The organism is Sulfitobacter dubius (assembly GCF_900113435.1).
Lineage (GTDB): Bacteria > Pseudomonadota > Alphaproteobacteria > Rhodobacterales > Rhodobacteraceae > Sulfitobacter > Sulfitobacter dubius.
This window is the reverse complement of sequence record NZ_FOPG01000002.1, coordinates 150,379-168,984: the sequence shown is the minus strand read 5'-3', so window position 1 is coordinate 168,984 and position 18,606 is coordinate 150,379. Positions and strand designations below refer to the sequence as shown.

General features: G+C 62.4%; 19 protein-coding genes. 10 read left to right on the top strand and 9 right to left on the bottom strand.

Annotation, left to right across the window (positions count from 1 at the left end; translation table 11 throughout):
* The first annotated feature begins 14 nt into the window (after positions 1–14).
* The 3 genes from accD (at position 15) to BM229_RS09550 (ending at position 2,523) form a co-directional block, all read left to right on the top strand.
* Positions 15–974: an acetyl-CoA carboxylase, carboxyltransferase subunit beta gene (accD, locus tag BM229_RS09560; protein ID WP_093927432.1), complete on the top strand. Its 960-nt coding sequence runs from the start codon at positions 15–17 to the stop codon at positions 972–974.
* Positions 971–2,242, top strand: coding sequence for a bifunctional folylpolyglutamate synthase/dihydrofolate synthase (locus tag BM229_RS09555; protein WP_093927431.1), 1,272 nt, complete (start codon positions 971–973; stop codon positions 2,240–2,242). Before accD ends, BM229_RS09555 begins: the two co-directional genes overlap by 4 nt.
* A gap of 95 nt (positions 2,243–2,337) precedes the next feature.
* Complete coding sequence (locus tag BM229_RS09550; RefSeq protein ID WP_093927430.1) at positions 2,338–2,523, top strand: hypothetical protein; 186 nt, start codon at positions 2,338–2,340, stop codon at positions 2,521–2,523.
* An 18-nt stretch (positions 2,524–2,541) separates the two neighbouring features.
* Here the strand turns inward: BM229_RS09550 and zapE are convergent, their stop codons facing one another.
* The 4 genes from zapE to BM229_RS09530 all read right to left on the bottom strand — a co-directional run bounded on the left by zapE (position 2,542) and on the right by BM229_RS09530 (position 7,789).
* Complete coding sequence (gene zapE / locus BM229_RS09545; RefSeq protein ID WP_093927429.1) at positions 2,542–3,600, bottom strand: cell division protein ZapE; 1,059 nt, start codon at positions 3,598–3,600, stop codon at positions 2,542–2,544.
* Positions 3,601–3,690: 90 nt separating this feature from the next.
* A complete protein-coding gene (locus BM229_RS09540) occupies positions 3,691–4,596 on the bottom strand; it encodes a LysR family transcriptional regulator (RefSeq protein WP_093927428.1) in 906 nt (301 codons plus the stop codon).
* 144 nt (positions 4,597–4,740) lie between these two features.
* A complete protein-coding gene (locus tag BM229_RS09535; RefSeq protein ID WP_093927427.1) occupies positions 4,741–5,682 on the bottom strand; it encodes a zinc transporter ZntB in 942 nt (313 codons plus the stop codon).
* A gap of 79 nt (positions 5,683–5,761) precedes the next feature.
* Complete coding sequence (locus BM229_RS09530) at positions 5,762–7,789, bottom strand: NADPH-dependent 2,4-dienoyl-CoA reductase (RefSeq protein WP_093927426.1); 2,028 nt, start codon at positions 7,787–7,789, stop codon at positions 5,762–5,764.
* A gap of 181 nt (positions 7,790–7,970) precedes the next feature.
* On the opposite strand from BM229_RS09530, the gene BM229_RS09525 reads away from it, so the two are divergent.
* Together BM229_RS09525 and BM229_RS09520 are read left to right on the top strand one after the other, a co-directional pair.
* A complete protein-coding gene (locus BM229_RS09525) occupies positions 7,971–8,453 on the top strand; it encodes an RNA pyrophosphohydrolase (RefSeq protein ID WP_093927425.1) in 483 nt (160 codons plus the stop codon).
* Positions 8,450–8,932 carry a hypothetical protein gene (locus BM229_RS09520; RefSeq protein ID WP_093927424.1) on the top strand — a complete coding sequence of 161 codons (483 nt, stop codon included), beginning with the start codon at positions 8,450–8,452 and terminating at the stop codon, positions 8,930–8,932. The genes BM229_RS09525 and BM229_RS09520 overlap by 4 nt, the downstream gene beginning before the upstream one ends.
* Before the next feature lie 13 nt (positions 8,933–8,945).
* On the opposite strand, the gene BM229_RS09515 is transcribed toward BM229_RS09520, so the two are convergent.
* From BM229_RS09515 to nth, 3 genes are read right to left on the bottom strand one after another with little or no spacing between them, the layout of a single operon-like run.
* On the bottom strand, positions 8,946–9,539 hold the full coding sequence (locus BM229_RS09515) for a GNAT family N-acetyltransferase (protein ID WP_093927423.1): 594 nt from the start codon (positions 9,537–9,539) through the stop codon (positions 8,946–8,948).
* On the bottom strand, positions 9,539–10,528 hold the full coding sequence (locus tag BM229_RS09510; protein WP_093927422.1) for an adenosine kinase: 990 nt from the start codon (positions 10,526–10,528) through the stop codon (positions 9,539–9,541). Before BM229_RS09510 ends, BM229_RS09515 begins: the two co-directional genes overlap by 1 nt.
* A complete protein-coding gene (nth, locus tag BM229_RS09505) occupies positions 10,525–11,169 on the bottom strand; it encodes an endonuclease III (RefSeq protein ID WP_093927421.1) in 645 nt (214 codons plus the stop codon). The genes BM229_RS09510 and nth overlap by 4 nt, the downstream gene beginning before the upstream one ends.
* A 109-nt stretch (positions 11,170–11,278) precedes the next feature.
* On the opposite strand from nth, the gene BM229_RS09500 reads away from it, so the two are divergent.
* Positions 11,279–12,148 carry a methylated-DNA--[protein]-cysteine S-methyltransferase gene (locus BM229_RS09500; RefSeq protein WP_093927420.1) on the top strand — a complete coding sequence of 290 codons (870 nt, stop codon included), beginning with the start codon at positions 11,279–11,281 and terminating at the stop codon, positions 12,146–12,148.
* A gap of 132 nt (positions 12,149–12,280) precedes the next feature.
* A complete protein-coding gene (locus BM229_RS09495) occupies positions 12,281–12,937 on the top strand; it encodes a YiaD family glycine zipper/OmpA-like lipoprotein (RefSeq protein ID WP_093927419.1) in 657 nt (218 codons plus the stop codon).
* Positions 12,938–12,993: 56 nt separating this feature from the next.
* On the opposite strand, the gene BM229_RS09490 is transcribed toward BM229_RS09495, so the two are convergent.
* A complete protein-coding gene (locus tag BM229_RS09490; RefSeq protein WP_208604053.1) occupies positions 12,994–14,031 on the bottom strand; it encodes an NAD(P)/FAD-dependent oxidoreductase in 1,038 nt (345 codons plus the stop codon).
* Positions 14,032–14,089: 58 nt separating this feature from the next.
* Here BM229_RS09490 and mnmC2 point away from each other — a divergent pair, with 58 nt between their 5' ends.
* Both mnmC2 and BM229_RS09480 read left to right on the top strand, forming a co-directional pair.
* Complete coding sequence (gene mnmC2 / locus BM229_RS09485; protein ID WP_093927418.1) at positions 14,090–14,764, top strand: tRNA (5-methylaminomethyl-2-thiouridine)(34)-methyltransferase MnmC2; 675 nt, start codon at positions 14,090–14,092, stop codon at positions 14,762–14,764.
* Entirely contained in the window at positions 14,761–15,639 is an 879-nt protein-coding gene (locus BM229_RS09480; protein WP_093927417.1) for a DMT family transporter, read from the top strand. Before mnmC2 ends, BM229_RS09480 begins: the two co-directional genes overlap by 4 nt.
* Here BM229_RS09480 and BM229_RS09475 read toward each other — a convergent pair.
* A complete protein-coding gene (locus tag BM229_RS09475) occupies positions 15,604–17,568 on the bottom strand; it encodes a lytic transglycosylase domain-containing protein (RefSeq protein ID WP_208604052.1) in 1,965 nt (654 codons plus the stop codon). The genes BM229_RS09480 and BM229_RS09475 overlap by 36 nt on opposite strands.
* 125 nt (positions 17,569–17,693) lie before the next feature.
* Here BM229_RS09475 and dapA point away from each other — a divergent pair, with 125 nt between their 5' ends.
* Entirely contained in the window at positions 17,694–18,569 is an 876-nt protein-coding gene (gene dapA, locus BM229_RS09470; RefSeq protein WP_093927416.1) for a 4-hydroxy-tetrahydrodipicolinate synthase, read from the top strand.
* Positions 18,570–18,606: the final 37 nt, after the last annotated feature.

Genomic DNA, 18,606 nt, shown 5'->3' with positions numbered 1-18,606 from the left:
GCAGAGGCCTGCCAATGAACTGGATCACAAACTACGTCCGCCCGCGAATCAACTCGATCTTCTCGCGCCGCGAGACGCCGGACAATCTGTGGACCAAGTGTAATGAATGCGGCACCATGCTGTTTCACCGCGAGCTGTCGGACAATTTGAACGTCTGCACCAACTGCGGCCACCACATGCACATCAGCCCGCGTGCGCGGTTCAAAGCGCTGTTCGACGGTGGTATCTTTAGCGAGGTGAAGGTGCCTGCGCCGACACCCGACCCGCTGCATTTCAAAGACCAGAAACGCTATCCTGATCGGATGAAAGCCGCGCAAAAGCAGACGGGTGAGCATGAAGCCATGCTGGTCGTCACAGGCGAAATGGGCCGCACGCCGATCGTTGCCTGTGCGCAGGATTTCTCCTTCATGGGCGGTTCCATGGGCATGTATGTCGGCAATGCGATTATTGCTGCTGCCGAAGAGGCCGTGAAGCTGAAACGCCCGCTGGTCCTGTTCTCCGCCGCCGGTGGCGCGCGGATGCAAGAAGGTATCCTCAGCCTGATGCAGATGCCGCGCACCACGGTTGCTGTGCAGATGCTGAAAGAGGCCGGGCTGCCTTATATCGTCGTGTTGACACATCCGACCACGGGCGGCGTCACCGCGTCTTATGCGATGCTGGGCGACGTACATATCGCGGAGCCGAACGCGTTGATCTGTTTTGCTGGCCCGCGCGTCATCGAACAAACGATCCGCGAAAAGCTGCCCGAGGGTTTCCAGCGGGCCGAATACCTGCTCGACCACGGGATGCTTGACCGGGTGACCAAGCGGACGGAAATGCGCGATGAGTTAATTACCATCACGCGGATGTTGATGGGGCTGACGCCTGCGGTGCGGGGCGATCTGCCCGCCCCTGAAGAGGTCGAAGTGGCCGAGGCCGCTGCCGCCGTTCAGGCCAGTGCCGATCTGCCCGTCGAAACGCGCAAAAAGAAATGAGCACGCCTTCATCGGACGTCATCCTTGAACGGATGATGGCGCTGCACCCCAAAATCATCGACCTGACGTTGGACCGGATGTGGCGGCTGCTTGAAGCGTTGGGCAATCCCCAAAACGACCTGCCGCCGGTTATCCATATCGCTGGAACCAATGGCAAAGGGTCGACACAAGCCATAATCCGCGCGGGGTTAGAGGCAGCTGGCAAGACAGTTCATGCCTATACCTCGCCTCATTTGGCGCGGTTTCACGAGCGTATCCGGGTGGCGGGGCAGTTGATCTCAGAGCCTGATTTGGCTGCTGTGCTGGATGAATGTCACGCCGCAAACAACGGCGAAGAGATCACCTATTTCGAGATCACAACCTGTGCCGCGATCCTCGCCTTTTCGCGGGTGCCTGCCGATTACACGCTATTGGAAGTCGGGCTTGGCGGGCGGCTGGATGCAACCAATGTCATTGATCCGGTGTTGACGGTAATCACACCCGTTTCGGTCGATCATCAGCAGTATCTAGGCGACACATTGGCAGAGATCGCAGGCGAGAAGGCCGGGATCATCAAGCGGCTGGTGCCCTGCGTGGTTGGCCCGCAGGAAGAGATCGCGCTTGAGGTCATCGAAGGCCGCGCCGCGAAACTTGGCGCACCGCTTTTGGCCTATGGGCAACAGTGGCATGTCGGCCCAGAAGCCGGGCGCATGGTCTATCAAGATGAGACCGGGTTACTTGATCTGCCGCGCCCTAATTTGCTGGGTGCGCATCAGATCCTGAACGCCGGTGCCGCGTTGGCTGCCCTACGGCACTTGGGCATCGGACCAGAGGCTTGTGAGGCTGCGGTAACTCAGGCACAATGGCCCGCACGGATGCAGCGTTTGTCTGACGGGCCGCTGGCGGGCAAAGCGCCCGAGGGCGAGCTTTGGCTGGATGGCGGACACAACCCCGCGGCGGGGCTGGCTTTGGCCGCTGCGTTGGCAGAGATGCCCAGACGTCCTACGCATCTGATCTGTGGGATGTTGAACACCAAAGACATCGCCGGGTACCTGCGCCCCTTGGCTGCCGAGGCCGCGAGCCTTACCGCTGTTTCCATCCCCGGAGAAGCGGCAACTCTGCCCGCCCAAGCGACGGCGGACGCGGCCCGAGAGGTAGGGTTTGAGACGGCCGAAGCCGAAAGCGTCACCGCTGCGTTGGAGGCGATTATCGCCCGCGAACCCCATGCACGTGTGTTAATCTGTGGCTCACTCTACCTTGCCGGTAGCGTGTTGCGGGAAAGCGTCTAATTAACCATATTTGGTGGCCCGGCTGCTGTGCGATGCAGATATGGTGTATCTTGGTGAAAGGAAGTCTCCCCTTTCGAATTTGACCGAGGTGTCCCATGCGCAATTTTATTCAGTCGGCGCGTCACGATCAGGACGATGCACGGAAATATCAATTTATCTTCATGGCCATAGGTGTCGCAATTATCGCGGGCGGCCTGTGGTGGCTTTATGAGGTTGAACGGCCTTATCACCCCATCTTACAGGGCAACGACCTGCACATGCAGTCAGTCGGCGATTCCTGATTTAAGATTGGTGGGCTGTTAACGCCCCCAATCCTCACCTTGCATTTCGCGCAAACGTGACGCGGTGCGTTCAAATTCGAACGTGCCTTCGCCTTCAGTATAAAGCATTTCTGGGGCCGCTGCGGCAGAGCAGATCAACCGGACTTTCGCTTCGTAGAGCGCATCAATCAGGGTGACGAAACGCTTTGCTTCGTTAAAGTTTGAGCGGCCAAGGCTGGGGATATCGTCTAGCAGTAGCACACGCACATTCTGCGCCAGCGCAAGGTAATCCGCAGCCCCCAGCGGCTGTCCGCAAAGCGCGTGGAAACCGGCGCGGGCCATGCCGTTGTGAAAAGCGGGAATCACCACCTCGCGGCCTTTGACATGCAACGTCAGCGGCTCGCCCTTTGTTCCTGCCAGATCGTCCCAAACCGCATTCATCGCGGCGCGGCTTTCCGCGTTCACTGGGGTGAAATAGACCTGCGAGCCCGCCAGCCGGTCTTGGCGGTAGTCGGTGGGGCTGACCAATTCATGCACCACCATCCGCTCTTTGATCAGCTCGATAAACGGCACAAAGACTTCGCGGTTGATGCCGTTTTTATACAAATCGTCGGGCAGGCGGTTGGAGGTCGTCACGACCACGACCCCAGCGGCGAAGAGTGCCTCAAACAGGCGGCCCACGATCATCGCATCGGTGATGTCGGTGATCTGCATTTCGTCGAAAGCAAGCAGGCGCACGCTCTCGGCCACGTCGCGGGCAACGGGGGCGATGGCGTCATCCACCCCGGTCTTGCGGACTTCGTGCATGGCGTTGTGGATTTCTTGCATGAAGGCGTGGAAATGCACCCGTCGTGCAGGGATGTCGGGCAGATGCGCCACAAACATATCCATCAGCATCGACTTACCGCGCCCCACGCCGCCCCAAAGGTACAGGCCCTTGGGCGGTTCGGGGGCTTTGCGGAAAAAGCTCTTCTTCGGTGGGTTGGCCAGAGCATCGCGGATGCGGTCAAACTCCGCCATCACGGTTTCTTGGGCCGGATCGGCCTTGAGTTTGCCCTCAGCGACAAGCTGGGCATAGGTCTCGCGCATATTTCTCATGGCGGGAGAGATAGCGTGCTGCTGGGGGATAGGAAAGGTGGACTTGTGGAGATGGCCCGGCGCCTGCGGCTTGATTCCGGGCCTGAGCGTTTACCAGTCCGTCGGACCCTTCTCGGCGAACTCATGCACCAGAAAATCGATAAAGGCGCGGACCTTGGGCTGGGTGAACCGGCCCGGGGGATAGACGGCATAGATGCCTTGGGTCTCAAGTGGCAGCTCGGGGATTGCGTCTTCTACCAAGCCTTTTTCCATCGCCTCAGAGTACAGAAAGCTCGGCAAATAGGCGATGCCCAGCCCCGAAATCGCGGCGTTAAGCAGGCTTTGCCCGTCATTGACCGACAGCCATCCTGCGGTACGGACCTGCCGCTTTTCCCCCGAAGGCGCGGTCAGTTTCCAGACATTGCCCGAGGATTGGTTCGAGTAATGCAGCAGCTTGTGGTTGTTCAGATCGTCGATCTTTTCCGGGCGGCCATACTGCTCGAAATACTTCGGGCTGGCGATCATACGTTTGGTGGTCTCAGTCAGCTTGCGCGCGCGTAGGGTGCTGTCCTCCAACTCTCCGATGCGCACGGCCATGTCGAAGCCTTCTGAGATCAGTTCCACATAGCGATTGTTCAGCACCATATTCACTGTGATGTCAGGGAAATCCGAGAGGAAATCCGACAGCGCGGGGGATAGATGATTCACGCCAAAGTCTGTTGCCACCGAAATCCGCAGCAGGCCCGAGGGTGCGGATTGCATCGAGGTGACAAGCGCATCGGCTTCGCCTGCGTCGTTCAGCACTCGGCGGGCGCGGTCATAGTAGGCAAGGCCAATCTCGGTAGGTGAGACGCGGCGGGTTGTGCGGTTGAGCAGCCGCGCGCCAAGGCGGGCCTCTAGCGATGACACATGCTTTGAAACAGCGGATTTCGAGATCCCCATCTTCTTGGCAGCATCGGTAAAACCACCCTGATCCACAACTGTGGCAAACGCTTCCATTTCCGTAAGGCGGTCCATTGCCTGTCCCTTCGCATTAAACTTGTTGGGAACAGCTATGGGCTGTAATTCAGGCAGGATCGGGGCAGAGACAAGACAGTCCCGTGGTCTTTGCGGGGATCGTTCATGGCATGGAAACGGCAGAACAATCGGTTTCCGCGCCCGTCACAGCCAGCGCAGCCATTTCAACACGGCCAGCATGATGGCGGCGAGGCCGACCATGGCAAGGCAAAGGATCGCGAAGGCGCGCGGGTCGTCCACCCCCGGCATCCCGCCCACGTTCACGCCGAAAAGCCCTGTCAGGAACCCCAGCGGCAGGAAGACGGCAGCGGCGATGGACAGCACATAGCCATGCCGCGCTTGGCGTTGCGCGACTTGGTTGTCGTGCTCATCTTGGACGGTAACGATGCGTTCTTGAAGGGCGTCCAACTCCTCCACCACGATGGCGGTACGGTTGGCCAGTTCGCGCAGTTTCATCGAATCGACATCCGGCACCAAGGGCAGGTCCAACTGCGCCAACCGCTCCAGTGCCGCACGCTGCGGGGCGAGGTAGCGCTCCAGTTTGATCGTGCTGCGGCGGGTGACGGGCAGGTCTTTGGGCGGCGGGGTACTAAGGTCTTCGAGATCGGTCTCATAGAATGCCGTGCGGTCCGCCAGCCGGGCAACCTCGGTCTGGACCCGTGCGGTCAGCCTTGAGACCAGCGCCTCCAAAAAGGCAGAGGGCTGGCGCGGGGCATTGTTTTGGGTGGCGAGCGTCCGCAGTTCATCAATGGCAAAGACCCGGCGCATCCGCACCGTGATCACCACCGCATCCGTGACCCACATGCGGATTGAGACCATCTGATCGGCCTGCTGCCCTTCGTTCAGGTTGATGCCGCGCAGATTGAGGATCAGACCGTCCTCATACTCATCACAGCGCGGTCGGGTTTCCGGTTGCAGCAGAGCGCCTGCCGGAATCTCCGGCAAATGTTCGGCCAGCCACGGTTCCAGCGCCGGATCGGCCATGTCGTAATGCCACCAACGGTAGCGCGCAGGCCCGGTTAGATGGCTATCTTCGGGCACCGAGGTGGTGCCGTCATCATATATGTCGAAGACGCAGAGGGGCATAATCACCTATGGGCTGGCAGACGCTGCGGTGATTTTGCGGGTTGCGCGCGCCGGGTGCAAGGGCGCGCGCACCAAGGACTTAGAGGGCAGAGGCCAGGCGTGTGCCTTGATTGATCGCGCGTTTCGCGTCGAGTTCTGCGGCCACATCCGCACCTCCGATGACGTGACAGGGGGTGCCACGGGCCTCCAGCGTGTCGGCAAGGCTCCGGTCAGAGAGTTGCCCGGCGCAGAGCACGATGGTGTCGGCCTCGATCAGCGTGGGGTTCTCCCGCGCCTCGCCAAAGGAAATGTGCAGCCCCTGTTCGTCGATACTTTCGTAGTTCACGCCCGCCATCATCTTCACGTTGCGCATAGTGAGGGAGGCGCGGTGAATCCAGCCCGTGGTTTTGCCCAAGCCTTTGCCGGGTTTGCTGGTCTTGCGTTGCAGCATGGTGATCTGCCGCGCAGGCGCGGGGGGCTGTGGCCCTTCGGGGGCCAGCCCGCTACGATGCTCGCCCGGATCGGTGACGCCCCATTCGCGCATCCATTCTGGCAGGTTCAGCGTGCTGCTCTCGCCATCGTGCACCAGATGTTCCGACACGTCAAAGCCGATACCGCCCGCACCGATCACGGCGACGCGCTGGCCGACCTTTGCCGTGCCGTTCAGCACATCAATGTAGCTCACGACATTGCCGCCGTCTTGCCCCGGAATTTGCGGATCGCGAGGCACCACGCCGGTGGCGATGATCACCTCGTCAAAGCCGCTGAGCGCATCGGCGGTGGCTTCGGTCTCTAGCTGTACGGTCACGTCATGGACCTTGAGCATGGTGCGATACCAATCGACCAAGCCCCAGAACTCCTCTTTCCCCGCCACTTGCTTGGCGAGGTTGAGTTGCCCGCCGATCTCGCTCGCGCGGTCTATCAAGGTGACCTTATGGCCGCGCTCGGCAGCAGTAATCGCGGCAGACAAGCCCGCAGGGCCAGCACCGACCACGGCCACGGATTTCGCCGCCGCTGCCGGTTCAATCCGCAACTCCGTCTCATAGCAGGCGCGTGGGTTCACAAGGCAGGTGGAGATCTTGCCGCCGAAAGTATGGTCGAGGCAAGCTTGGTTGCAGGCGATGCAAGGGGCGATCTGGTCGGCCTTGCCTGCCTTGGCTTTGGCGAGGAAGTCGGCATCTGCCAGCATCGGGCGGGCGAGGGAGACCATATCGGCGCAGCCTTCCGCCAGCATCTCTTCGGCGACCTCGGGTGTGTTGATCCGGTTGGAGGTAATGAGCGGGATGCCCACCTTGCCCATCAGCTTTTTCGTCACCCAAGAGAACGCCGCGCGGGGGACAGAGGTGGCGATGGTGGGGATGCGCGCCTCGTGCCAGCCGATGCCGGTGTTGATGATATTGGCGCCCGCCTTCTCGACCTCTTGGGCCAGTTGCACGACCTCCTCAAAGGTTGAGCCGTTGGGGATGAGGTCGATCATCGACAGGCGGTAGATCAGGATAAAATCTTCGCCCACCGTTTCGCGCACGCGGCGCACCACCTCCAGCGGCAGGCGCATGCGGTTTTCATAGGAACCGCCCCAGCGGTCCTCGCGCTTGTTGGTATGGGTGACGAGGAACTGGTTCAGGAAATACCCCTCTGACCCCATGATCTCGACCCCATCATAGCCCGCCTCCCGCGCGCGCAGGGCGCAGGCGGCGATGTCACCGATCTGTTTCTCGATGCCTTCCTCGTCCAACTCTTTGGGCGCGAACATGGAGATGGGGGATTTGATCGCGCTTGGGGCCACGCACTCGGGGGTGAAGGCATAGCGGCCCGCATGGAGAATCTGCATGGCGATTTTGCCGCCCGCTTCATGCACCCGCTGGGTGATGATGCTGTGGTTGTCCACGTCCTTCTGGCTGACCATCATTGCCGCGCCATGGGCCACGGCACCTTCGCGGTTCGGCCCGATGCCGCCGGTGACCATCAGCCCCACATCGCCTCGCGCCCGTGCCGCATAGAACTCCGCCACGCGGTTCCAATCGCCCGTCTCTTCCAGCCCGGTGTGCATCGAGCCCATCAGCAACCGGTTCTTCAGCGTGGTAAAACCAAGGTCGAGCGGGGCAAGCAGGTGGGGATAGTCGGACATGGCTTTACCTTTCTGGGTGGGCTGGGTCACTGTGACACCATCGGAAACGGCAGGGCAAGTCACGCGAAACGCGGCGTCAAGGATGCCGGTGCCGAAACGTCAAAGCCGCAATGTGACCGCTTTGAGCCGCGCCGTGGTCGTGCTAACTCCCTCGTGAACGCCATTCAGGAGACCTGCCCTCATGACCCCCGAAGAGATTGCCAAACTGCCCTACCGCCCCTGCGTCGGCGTGATGCTGGTAAATGCCGAGGGCGAGGTCTTTGTCGGCCAGCGGCGCGACCGGGATCAGGACGCATGGCAGATGCCCCAAGGCGGCGTGGACAAGGGCGAGGCCGCGCGCGATGCGGCCCTGCGCGAGTTGGAGGAAGAGACCGGCATTCCCCGCGATCTGGTGCGGATCGAAGCCGAGACGACAAGCTGGCTGCCCTATGATCTGCCCCATGAACTGGTGCCCAACATCTGGAAGGGCCGCTACCGGGGGCAGGAACAAAAATGGTTCCTCATGCGTTTTCTGGGGCAGGACGATCAGGTCAATATCCAGACGGCCGAGCCTGAATTCTCGGAATGGCGTTGGATGCCCGCAGATCAACTGGTCGCGAATATCGTGCCGTTCAAACGTGCGGTCTATGCGGCGGTTCTTGAAGAGTTTGAGGAAAAGTTATGACACGGATCATCGCCTGCGCCCTCGCCACCTTGGCCCCGCTACCCGCGCTTGCGCTCAGTTGCCTGCCCCATTCGGTCGAGGCGACCTATCAACGGGCGGCTAAGGCCGAGGAAAGCTATGTCGTGGTGCAGGGGCGTCTGACCTTTGACGCGAGCGCCCTGCCGAAGGGCGGCACCATCGGGATCAACCCGCCCGAAGAGACGCCGATCCGGGCACAGATCAGCGGCAAGGCGCTGTCGGAAGAGGGCTTTGACGTGCCCTTTGACCAGCCCTTGGTGCTCAATGTCCTGTGTTTCGGCCCGTGGTGCGGCTCTGCCGAGGAAGGGGACGTTCTGGCCTTTCTCGAACGCAAACCGGATGGTGCCTATGCACTGGAAAGCAACCCCTGTGGGGGCGACCTTTTCGGCTCTCCGAAACCTGCCATGGTCGACAAGGTGATCGCCTGTTTCCAAGGGGCGGAGTGCACGCCGGTTCGGTGATCCGGCGGCGGTCTTATACCTCGATAAGTGGCACTTGCGGCGCCGCATCGCGCGTCAGCAGCCCTGTGAGACGCGGATCGTCGTCGATCTCGACTTGACGGCGGACGGGGATGAAGCCTGAGCGCATATAAAAGCCAAGCGCCTGCGGGCTGTCGTTGGTGCAGGTGTGCAGGTGCAGCCGGTTGATTGGTTTTTTCCATGCCAGCGTGATCGCTTGGTTCATCAGAAACCGCCCCGAGCCGCTGCCGATCAGCGCCGAGGTCAGCCCGAAATAGGCCAGCTCGCAGCTGCCATCTTCGGGGAAGTTCAGCTCTAGCAGCGCCTCATCCTTGCCATCGCGGGTCAGCGTGTAGAAGTCTCGCGCCGGGTCTTGCAGCAGCGCAGAGAGGGCCGCGTCATTCAGTTTGAGCCGCCCGTACCAGAGCCAATCCATCCCGACGCGCCGGAAAATGTCGCGAAACCAGTCGAGCGTCGGTGTGACCTTTTGAAAGGTCACACCCTCGGGCGGCAGAACGTCCCGCAAGCTGGGTTTGGCGTCCATTTCCAAATGGGTCACCACCACCGCAAGTTTGCCGGGGGGAACATCGTGAAAGCCGCTTTCAATCATCAAACCAACCCTTCGGCCTTGAACAGCGCCATGATGTCGGTCTGGGGGCGGGGGCCGATGTGGCGGATCACTTCGCCCGCGCAGATATTGCCCATGCGGCCACAGGTCTCGAGATCGCGGCCCGTGGCAAGGCCATAGAGGAAGCCCGCCGCGAATTGGTCGCCTGCGCCAGTGGCATCTACCGGCACGACTTTTTCGACCGGCACGTCGACCCGTTCCTCGCCCCGTACCAGCGTGACCCCGTCGCCCGACCGGGTGCAGACCACCAGCGGGCAAATCTCAGCGGTTTTGGCCAGTGCGGCTTCGGTGTCATCGGTCTCCCAAAGGGCGCGAATCTCGGCTTCGTTGCCGATGACATAGCCCAGATCGTTTTCGATCAGCGCGAGGAAGTCGTCGCGGTGACGCTCCACGCAGAAGGGGTCGGAGATGGCGATGCCCGCCATGCCGCCACCCGCCGTCGCCGCGCGCGCGGCCTCGCGAAAGGCGGTTTTGCCCGCCTCGTGGTCGAAGAGATACCCTTCGAGGAACATCAGCTTGGCCTTCTCCGTCACCGCCTGCGGCACATCGGCCGAGGTCAGCCCGGTCGAGATGCCGAGATAGGTGTTCAGCGACCGTTCCCCATCCGGGGTGACGAAGATCATGCAGCGCGAGGTCGGGTTCTCCCCCTCGGCCACGGGGGCGTTGACGAAATCGATCCCGATATCGGTCATCGCCTTGGCATAGAACTGGCCCAGATCATCATCGCGCACCCGCCCGATAAAGGCGGTCTTGAGGCCCAGCGCGCCCGCGCCAGCGACGGTATTGGCGACCGAGCCGCCCGGCGTCTGCACCCGGTCTTGCATCGCGGTATAGAGGTCTTCGGCGCGGTCGCGTTCGATCAACTGCATGATGCCCTTTTCGATGCCGTTATCGGCAAGGAAAGTGTCATCGGCATGGGAGATCACGTCGACGACGGCGTTGCCGATGCCAACCACTTCGTATTGGGTCATTCTGTCTTGTCCTCGTATTGGCACAGGTCACGGATGATGCAGGTGCGGCACAGGGGTTTGCGGGCTTTGCAGTGGTAGCGGCCATGCAGGATCAGCCAGTGATGGGCATGGCGCTGGAAATCAGCGGGGATGTTGTCCTCAATCGCGCGCTCGACTGTGTCGACGGTTTTGCCCGGCGCGATGCCGGTGCGGTTTCCAACGCGGAAGATATGCGTGTCCACCGCCTGCGCGGGCTGGCCCCACCACATATTGAGCACCACATTCGCCGTCTTGCGCCCCACGCCCGGTAGCGATTGCAGTGCGGCGCGGGAATTGGGCACCTCGCCGTCGTAATCGTCGACTAGGATCTGGCTCAGCTTGATGACGTTCTTAGCTTTCTGATGGTAGAGGCCGATGGTCTTGATATGGTCGATCAGCCCCTCAACCTCCAGATCCAGCATCTTCTGCGGGGTGTCGGCGATTTTGAAAAGCTCGCGCGTGGCTTTGTTGACGCCCGCATCGGTCGATTGCGCGCTCAACGCCACGGCCACAACCAGCGTATAGACGTTCACATGTTCCAACTCGCCCTCGGGCTCAGGCTCTGCCTGTTGGAAGCGTGCGAAAATCTCGCGGATGGTATGATAATCAAGTTGGCGGGCCATGGCTCTGGGTATGCGATGAATGACGCGGCAGGGCAAGCGGGGGCGGGCTGCGATACATTGGCGCAAGAAACGGGTCGCGCGGGGGCGGGGGCGTGGCTAATCTAGGGGCATGACACAGATCGCACAGATATCCCCCGCGCCCGAAGATCAGGGTTACCACTATCAGGTGATGCGCCGCGCCATCGCCCTGATCGACGAGGCCGAAGACCCCAAGCAACTGGACTGGATCGCCGGGGAAATGGGCATGTCCGCCGCGCACTTCCAGCGGCTGTTCTCGCGCTGGGTGGGGGTGTCGCCCAAGCGCTACCAGCAATATCTTATGCTGGATCAAGCCAAGGTCATGCTGCGCGATCACTTTACGACGCTGGCGGCGGCGCACGAGTTGGGCCTGTCGGGCAGCGGGAGGTTGCATGACCTGTTCCTGCGCTGGGAGGCGATGAGCCCCGGTGAGTTCGCCCGCAAAGGAGCCGGGCTGACGATCTATTGGGGGTGGTTCGACAGCCCCTTTGGCCCGACACTGGTGATGGGCACCGACAAAGGCATCTGCGGCTTGGCCCTGTCATCGGAGGTGGGAGAGGACGCAGCGATGGAGGACCTTTGCGGCCGGTGGCCGCTGGCCGATTTCGTCGAAGCACCCGACCGGCTGCGCCCATGGGTCGACACCGCGTTTGGGATGCAAAAAGACCCGGAGGCCAAAGCGCCGCTGTACCTTATCGGAGCACCCTTTCAAATCAAGGTTTGGGAGGCGCTGCTGAGCATCCCCTCGGGGCAGGTGACCACCTATTCCGAGATTGCGCAGACCGTCGGCAGCCCCCGTGCTGTACGCGCTGTAGGGACCGCCGTAGGGCGCAACCCGGTAAGTTGGTTGATCCCTTGCCACCGCGCATTGCGCAAGAGCGGGGGCTTGGGTGGATATCACTGGGGCCTGCCGGTCAAACGGGCCATGCTGGCGTTTGAGGCCGCGCGAGCGGAAGCCTAAACTGCGGCTGCTGGGCGGGTTTCTGCCGAATAACGGTTATATGTAATGTTCGCGGGAACTTTGCATGTCTATATTGCGTTCACGTCAAGATGCCCCGCCCGAACGGGGCCCGCAAACATGAAGGCAGTAGACATGATTTCTTCGAAGATGACTTTGGCCGCCGCACTGGCTGGCGCGATGACACTGGGTGCGTGTACGCAGCCACTGCAGCCCGGCAATGGCGATCCCAACCAGCGGACCAAGAATGGCGCTTTGATCGGTGCGGGCGTCGGGGCCCTTGCTGGCGCGATTTCTGAAGGTGACGGCAAAGGTGCCCTCAAAGGCGCATTGATCGGTGGCACCTTGGGCGCGGGCGTTGGTTACTCGCTCGACAAACAAGAGGCAGAGCTGCGCGCCGCGATGGACAGCCGTGTTGTTATCACCAACACTGGCGACCGTCTGATCGTGACACTGCCGCAGGATATCCTGTTCGCGACCGACAGCACCAGCGTATCACCCGCATTGCGTGACGATCTGGCCGCATTGGCGCAGAACGTGAACATCTATCAGAACTCCACCCTGCAAGTTGTCGGCCACACCGACAGCGATGGTGAAGCGGCCTACAACCAGCAGCTTTCCGAGCGTCGTGCACAAGCCGTGGGCAACATCCTTCTGTCCAACGGCGTGCCGCAGCAGCGTTTGCAGACATTCGGCCGGGGCGAAAGCCAGCCCGTGGCAAGCAACCTGAGCGCCGCAGGCAAAGCGCAGAACCGCCGGGTCGAGATCGTGATCCTGCCCAACGCGCGCTAAACCGCACGTTGAAAGTGACAGAGAACCCCGGCCACTGGCCGGGGTTTTTCTTTGGCCTAGAGGTTGTCTTCGACTCTAAAACCCTCGGGGATGGCATCGCGCTCTTCGAGCAGAAGATCGGCCATCACCTCTGCCACTTTGGGGGCCATGCCGAAGCCGATTTTGAAGCCGCCGTTGGCGATGTAATGCCCCGGATTGCCCGGCCATGCGCCCAGCATCGGTGCGCGGCTCCGGCTGCGGGGGCGCAGCTCGGCCCAGCGTTCGACGACCGGCGCGTCTCGCAATGCAGGCACCGCCGCGCGGGCCTTGGCGATCACCGCGTCAAGCTGCGCATCGGTGCTGTTGGGGGTGTCATATTCTCTCTCAGTCGTGCCGCCGACAGCCACCGTGCCGTCCAAATGCGGGATCACATGCACCCCATCGGCAAAAAGCTGCGCCGCGCCGCCTTGGTCGAGCTGCAAGAGCGCGGCTTGGCCCTTGATCCCTGCGCCAACCAGACGCGGGTGGCCCGCGTTCAGCGTCTCCAAACCCGCGACGCCGGTGGCCCAGAGGGTCTGGCCCGCCTCGGGGGCCTCGGCCACAATCTCAACGCCTCTCACCGCCAAGGCCGCCACCAGCGCCGCGCAGGCTTGGCGCGGGTGGACGAGGGCGCTCAGCGTATCGTGGATCAGCCAGCCGGTGGGGCTGTGCGGGGCCCAATCGCGATCCTCGGCGCGGATCAATTCCCAGCGGGCACGGCCCTGCCATAGCTCGGCTGCCGTGTCTTGCCGTTGCCGCGCCAGCGCGAGCGCCGCGTCATCCGCCACGGGCTGCAACCGCCCGCTGCGGATATAGCCGGGCGCGCGACCGCCCTCGGCCTCCACCTCGGCCCAGAAGGCTTCGGCGCTGAGCAGGCTTCCAAGCTGAAAGGCTTTCTTGGCGCTCCAATTCTCCGGCACATGCGGCGCCAGCGCGCCCACGATTCCGCCCGAGGCGCCTGCTGCCGGGCCTGCCGGATCGACCACCCGCACCGACGCCCCGCGCAAGACGCAGGCCCAAGCCACCGACAGGCCAAAAATTCCGGCCCCTCTTACGGTTACATCCACCATTGCCATTCCCCGCCAGCTTGCGCAGTGTCTGCGCGACTTCACTCTCCCTCTAGCAGGACCTACCGTGCCAGACCAGAATGCCCAGATCACGTGGCGCGCGGGCCAAGTGCCCGTCTCGACCCAGTTCGATGATCCCTACTTCAGCCTAGAGGACGGCGCGGCGGAAACGGCTTATGTCTTTCTGGCGGGCAATGACCTGCCAGAGCGGTTCCGCCCCGGCTTTCACATCGCCGAACTGGGCTTTGGCACCGGGCTGAACCTGCTGCTGGCGTGGGATGCTTGGATGCAGGCGGGCCACCAAGGGCCGTTGCATTTCACCAGTTTCGAAGCCTACCCTATGCGGCCTGAGGATATGGCGCAGGCCCATGCGGCCTTTCCGGCGCTTGACGGGCGGCGCGATGCGTTGACGGCGGCGTGGGATGGCACCGGCGGCGTGTTGGAACTGCCCGGTCTGCGCGCCGAGATCATCATCGGTGATGCGCGGCAGGCCCTTCCGGCTTGGCAGGGGCAGGCCGATGCTTGGTTCCTCGACGGGTTCTCCCCCGCCAAGAACCCGGAGTTGTGGGGCGATGCTCTGATGGCCGAGGTTGCCCGCCACACCACGCCGGGCGGTACCGCCGCAACCTATACCGCCGCAGGTTTCGTGCGTCGCGCGCTTAGCGCAGGCGGTTTCGAGGTCACCCGCATCCCCGGCTATGGCCGCAAGCGCCATATGACCCGCGCGCGGATGCCCGCATGAGCCAGTCCAACAATATCCCGCTCGGCATCATGCTGATGATCGCCACAACGATGGTTTTTGCCGTCCAAGACGGGCTGTCGCGCCATCTGGCCGAGAATTACAATGTGCTGATGGTGGTGATGATCCGCTATTGGTTCTTTGCCGCTTTCGTCATCGCGCTGGCGCTGCGCAAGGCGGGTGGCATCCGCAAAGCCGCCGCGACCACCCAGCCTGCGGTGCAAATCCTGCGCGGCGTGCTGTTGTCGGCGCAGATTTGCACGATGGTGCTGGGGTTCACGATCCTTGGGCTGGTGGAAAGCCATGCTGTCTTCACCTGTTATCCACTGCTGGTGGCGGCGCTCTCGGGCCCGATCTTGGGTGAAAAGGTTGGCTGGCGACGTTGGGCCGCAATTGGTGTGGGTTTCATCGGTGTTCTGGTGATCCTGCAACCCGGGCTTCGGGTGGTGGACCCTGCTGCCGCGATCCCGCTGGCGGGGGCGGCGATGTTCGCGGTCTACGGGCTGCTCACCCGCTATGTTGCGCGGCGTGACAATACGGCGACGAGTTTCTTCTGGACCGGCGTGACCGGGGCGGCGGTGATGACCGCCGTGGGCGTCTGGTTTTGGGAGCCGATGACACCGGGCAATTGGCTGTTGATGGGGACGCTTTGCATCACCGGGGTCACCGGCCATTGGCTGCTGATCCGCTGCTACGAGGTGGCCGAGGCGAGCGCCGTGCAGCCCTTCGCCTATACGCAGTTGATCTTTACCGTGATCATCGGCCTGTCGGTCTTTAACGAAGTGCTGCGCCCGAGCGTGGTGCTGGGCGCAGGCATGATCGTGGCGGCGGGGCTGTTCACCCTATGGCGCGAACGCCTTCAGCGTCGACCCGGTTAACTCTTCGCTAAAGGGGATCGGCAGCGGGTCTTTGCCCAGACGGGCGCGGTAGACGGGCAGGCTTTCGGTCACCCGCATGACGTAGTTCTGCGTCTCGCGAAAGGGGATCGTCTCGATCCAATCGACGATGTCGATCTCACCTTTGCGCGGGTCGCCATAGGTCGACATCCAGCGGCGCGGGCGGCTGGGGCCTGCGTTATAGGCCGCCGACATCATGGAGACATTGCCGTCGAAAAGCCCGGCCATCTGCGACAGATAGGTCGCGCCTAGGCGGGCGTTGTAATCAGGATCGGCGATCAGACGGTCTGTCGTGTGCTGGCTAGAGATGCCCAGATCGCGCGCCACGTCTTTCGCCGTGGCCGGCATGATCTGCATCAACCCACGCGCGCCGACACCGCTTTGCACGTTCGGGTCAAACTCGCTTTCGCGGCGCGCGATGGCGAGGGTCATTTCAGTGGCCATCGGCAGGTCTTTCTCGACCAGACTGTGGAGCGCATAATAGGGGGCGGGCACTTCCAACCCGCGCTGCGCCGCGCGTTTGCCGATCATCACGGCGATATGTGGCTGGCCCACGGCGATCGCCGCCTGCCCCAGCAGGGCGATGTCTTCGGGCACCAGTTGCTCTGCCAGATGGGTCCAGAACCGCTCTGCGGTGGACAGCTCACCCGAGGCTTGCAACAGCAGCCCGGCTTCGAACAAGGGCGCGCGGGCGAGCGGGGATGTTTGCCAGTCTTGGGCAGGGGCCGCGCCCGTCAGCTTTTCGTCGAAGGGAATGCCGCCACGCTCAGCGGCCAGAAGACCGTAGAAGGATGTCTGAAACTTCGCCCCCATGGCATAGGCCCGGGCAGCCCCTTCGGCATCGCCCATCGCCTCCAGCGCGCGGCCTTGCCAATAGCCTGCGCGGCCTTGGCTGATCGGGGATTCCACGGCGTTGTCGTGGTTCTGGAAATGGCCCAATGCGGTGGTTGGGTCGTTCAGAAAGCGCAAGGCAATATAGCCTGAAAGCCATTCGAGATCGGCAAAGTCCGACCCGCTGGTCAGAAAGTGCTGCGATGCAATCTGATAGGCGGTTTTCGGGTCGCCATTGCGCATTTCATCGCGCGCCATGGCGCGGCGACGGTTAGACCATTTGGGCGGCTGACCGAGAGCCGCGGCAGAGGTAGAGCGCTGTAGCAGCAAGGCTTTGGCATCATCGCCAAACCCTTTGCGGATACGCCATTCAAAGCGGTCATGCGCCAACCCCGGCGCGTCAGCTTTGGAGGCGGGCAGCGCGTCGATCTTGGCGTTCACATCGCTTTCCAGCTTTTGCAGGGCGATGCGGGTCTCGGCCAGTGCTTTGTCGGCGCTTGGGACTAGATCGAACATCTGCCGCGCTTCGGAATGCTCGCGCTGCCAAAGCATCTCTTCCAGCCGTGCCGCGTGATGTGGTGCCAGAAGGCTGCCATGCGCCCCGACAAACAGCGCCTGACTGGTGGCGTTCATCGGCATTGTGCGCCACGCCAAAACGAGGTTCGCCTCGGCCTCGCCGCGCTGGCCGCTGTCGATTAGCGCCTTGGCATGGGCCAGCACCCCGCGCGGGGTCTGCGGAGCCATGGCCGAAAAGAACGCCAGTATGTCGCTGCCGGATTGCTCGATCACGGCCTCTTCGGTTTGCTTGCGCAGGTACTCTTCGCCCGGCCAATCGGGCCTGCGGGCGAGAAAATCTCGTGCCTCCGCATAGCTGCCCCGCCCGGCGCGGAGCCGGTGCCATTCGATAACGTCAACGGCGACCTGCCCATCCCGGGCGGCCAAGGCCGCAGCCGCGTCCCAATTGCCGCTGCGCATCGCATCCATCGCCCAGCCCAAAGGGCGCGGGCGCTGCGCTTCGGCAGGCACGGTCAGGACAAAAATACTTATGAGGATCGCCATCAGGCGCGTCATCGCTTGCATTTCCTACGTCTCCGGGGCTAGAGCCTTGCAACATATGGCTCGAGCGACGTTTATCAAACATTAGCGCCCGCGAAAGCCTTCATCCAGTCCGGTTTTCCGCCGGCCAGCACTTAAGGAGCGTGCACATGTTCAAAGGCTCTCTGCCTGCCCTCGTCACGCCGTTTCGCAACGGCGCGCTGGATCTGGATACGCTCAAGAAACTTATCGAATGGCACATCGGCGAAGGGTCGAGCGGGCTTGTCCCCGTCGGCACCACGGGCGAATCTCCGACGCTGAGCCATGCCGAGCATGAGACCGTCGTCGAAGAGGTGGTCAAAGCCGTCGCGGGCCGCATCCCGGTCATCGCCGGTGCCGGGTCGAACAACACGGTCGAAAGCATCCGCCTTGCCCGCCACGCCGAAAAGGTCGGCGCGGATGCGCTGCTGGTGGTGACGCCCTATTACAACAAGCCGACGCAACGCGGGCTGGTGGCGCATTTCACCGCCGTGCATGATTGCTGCGAATTGCCGATCATCATCTACAACATCCCCGGTCGTTCCGTCGTCGATATGATGCCCGAGACGATGGGCGAACTGGCCCAACTGCCGCGCATCGTCGGCGTCAAGGACGCCACCGGCGATCTGGCGCGCGTCTGCGATCAGCGCATCACCTGCGGCCCGGATTTCTGCCAGCTGTCCGGCGAGGACGCCACTGCGCATGGGTTCAACGCTCAAGGCGGCGTTGGTTGTATCTCGGTCACTGCCAATGTCGCACCGCGCCTTTCCGCTCAGATGCAGGCGGCCTGCCTTGAGGGTGATTACGCCAAGGCGCTGGAGCTTCAGGACCGTTTGATGCCGCTGCACAAGGCGATCTTTACCGAGCCGGGGTTGGTGGGCGTGAAATACGCCATGTCGCGGTTGGATCTCTGTTCCGACGAGGTGCGTCTGCCGCTCACGGAACTGACGGACCCGACCAAAGAACTGGTCGATGCGGGTCTGCGCCACGCGGGTTTGATGAACTAAGACTGCTTTTTAAGCTGTGAATTAGAATGCGAGAGGG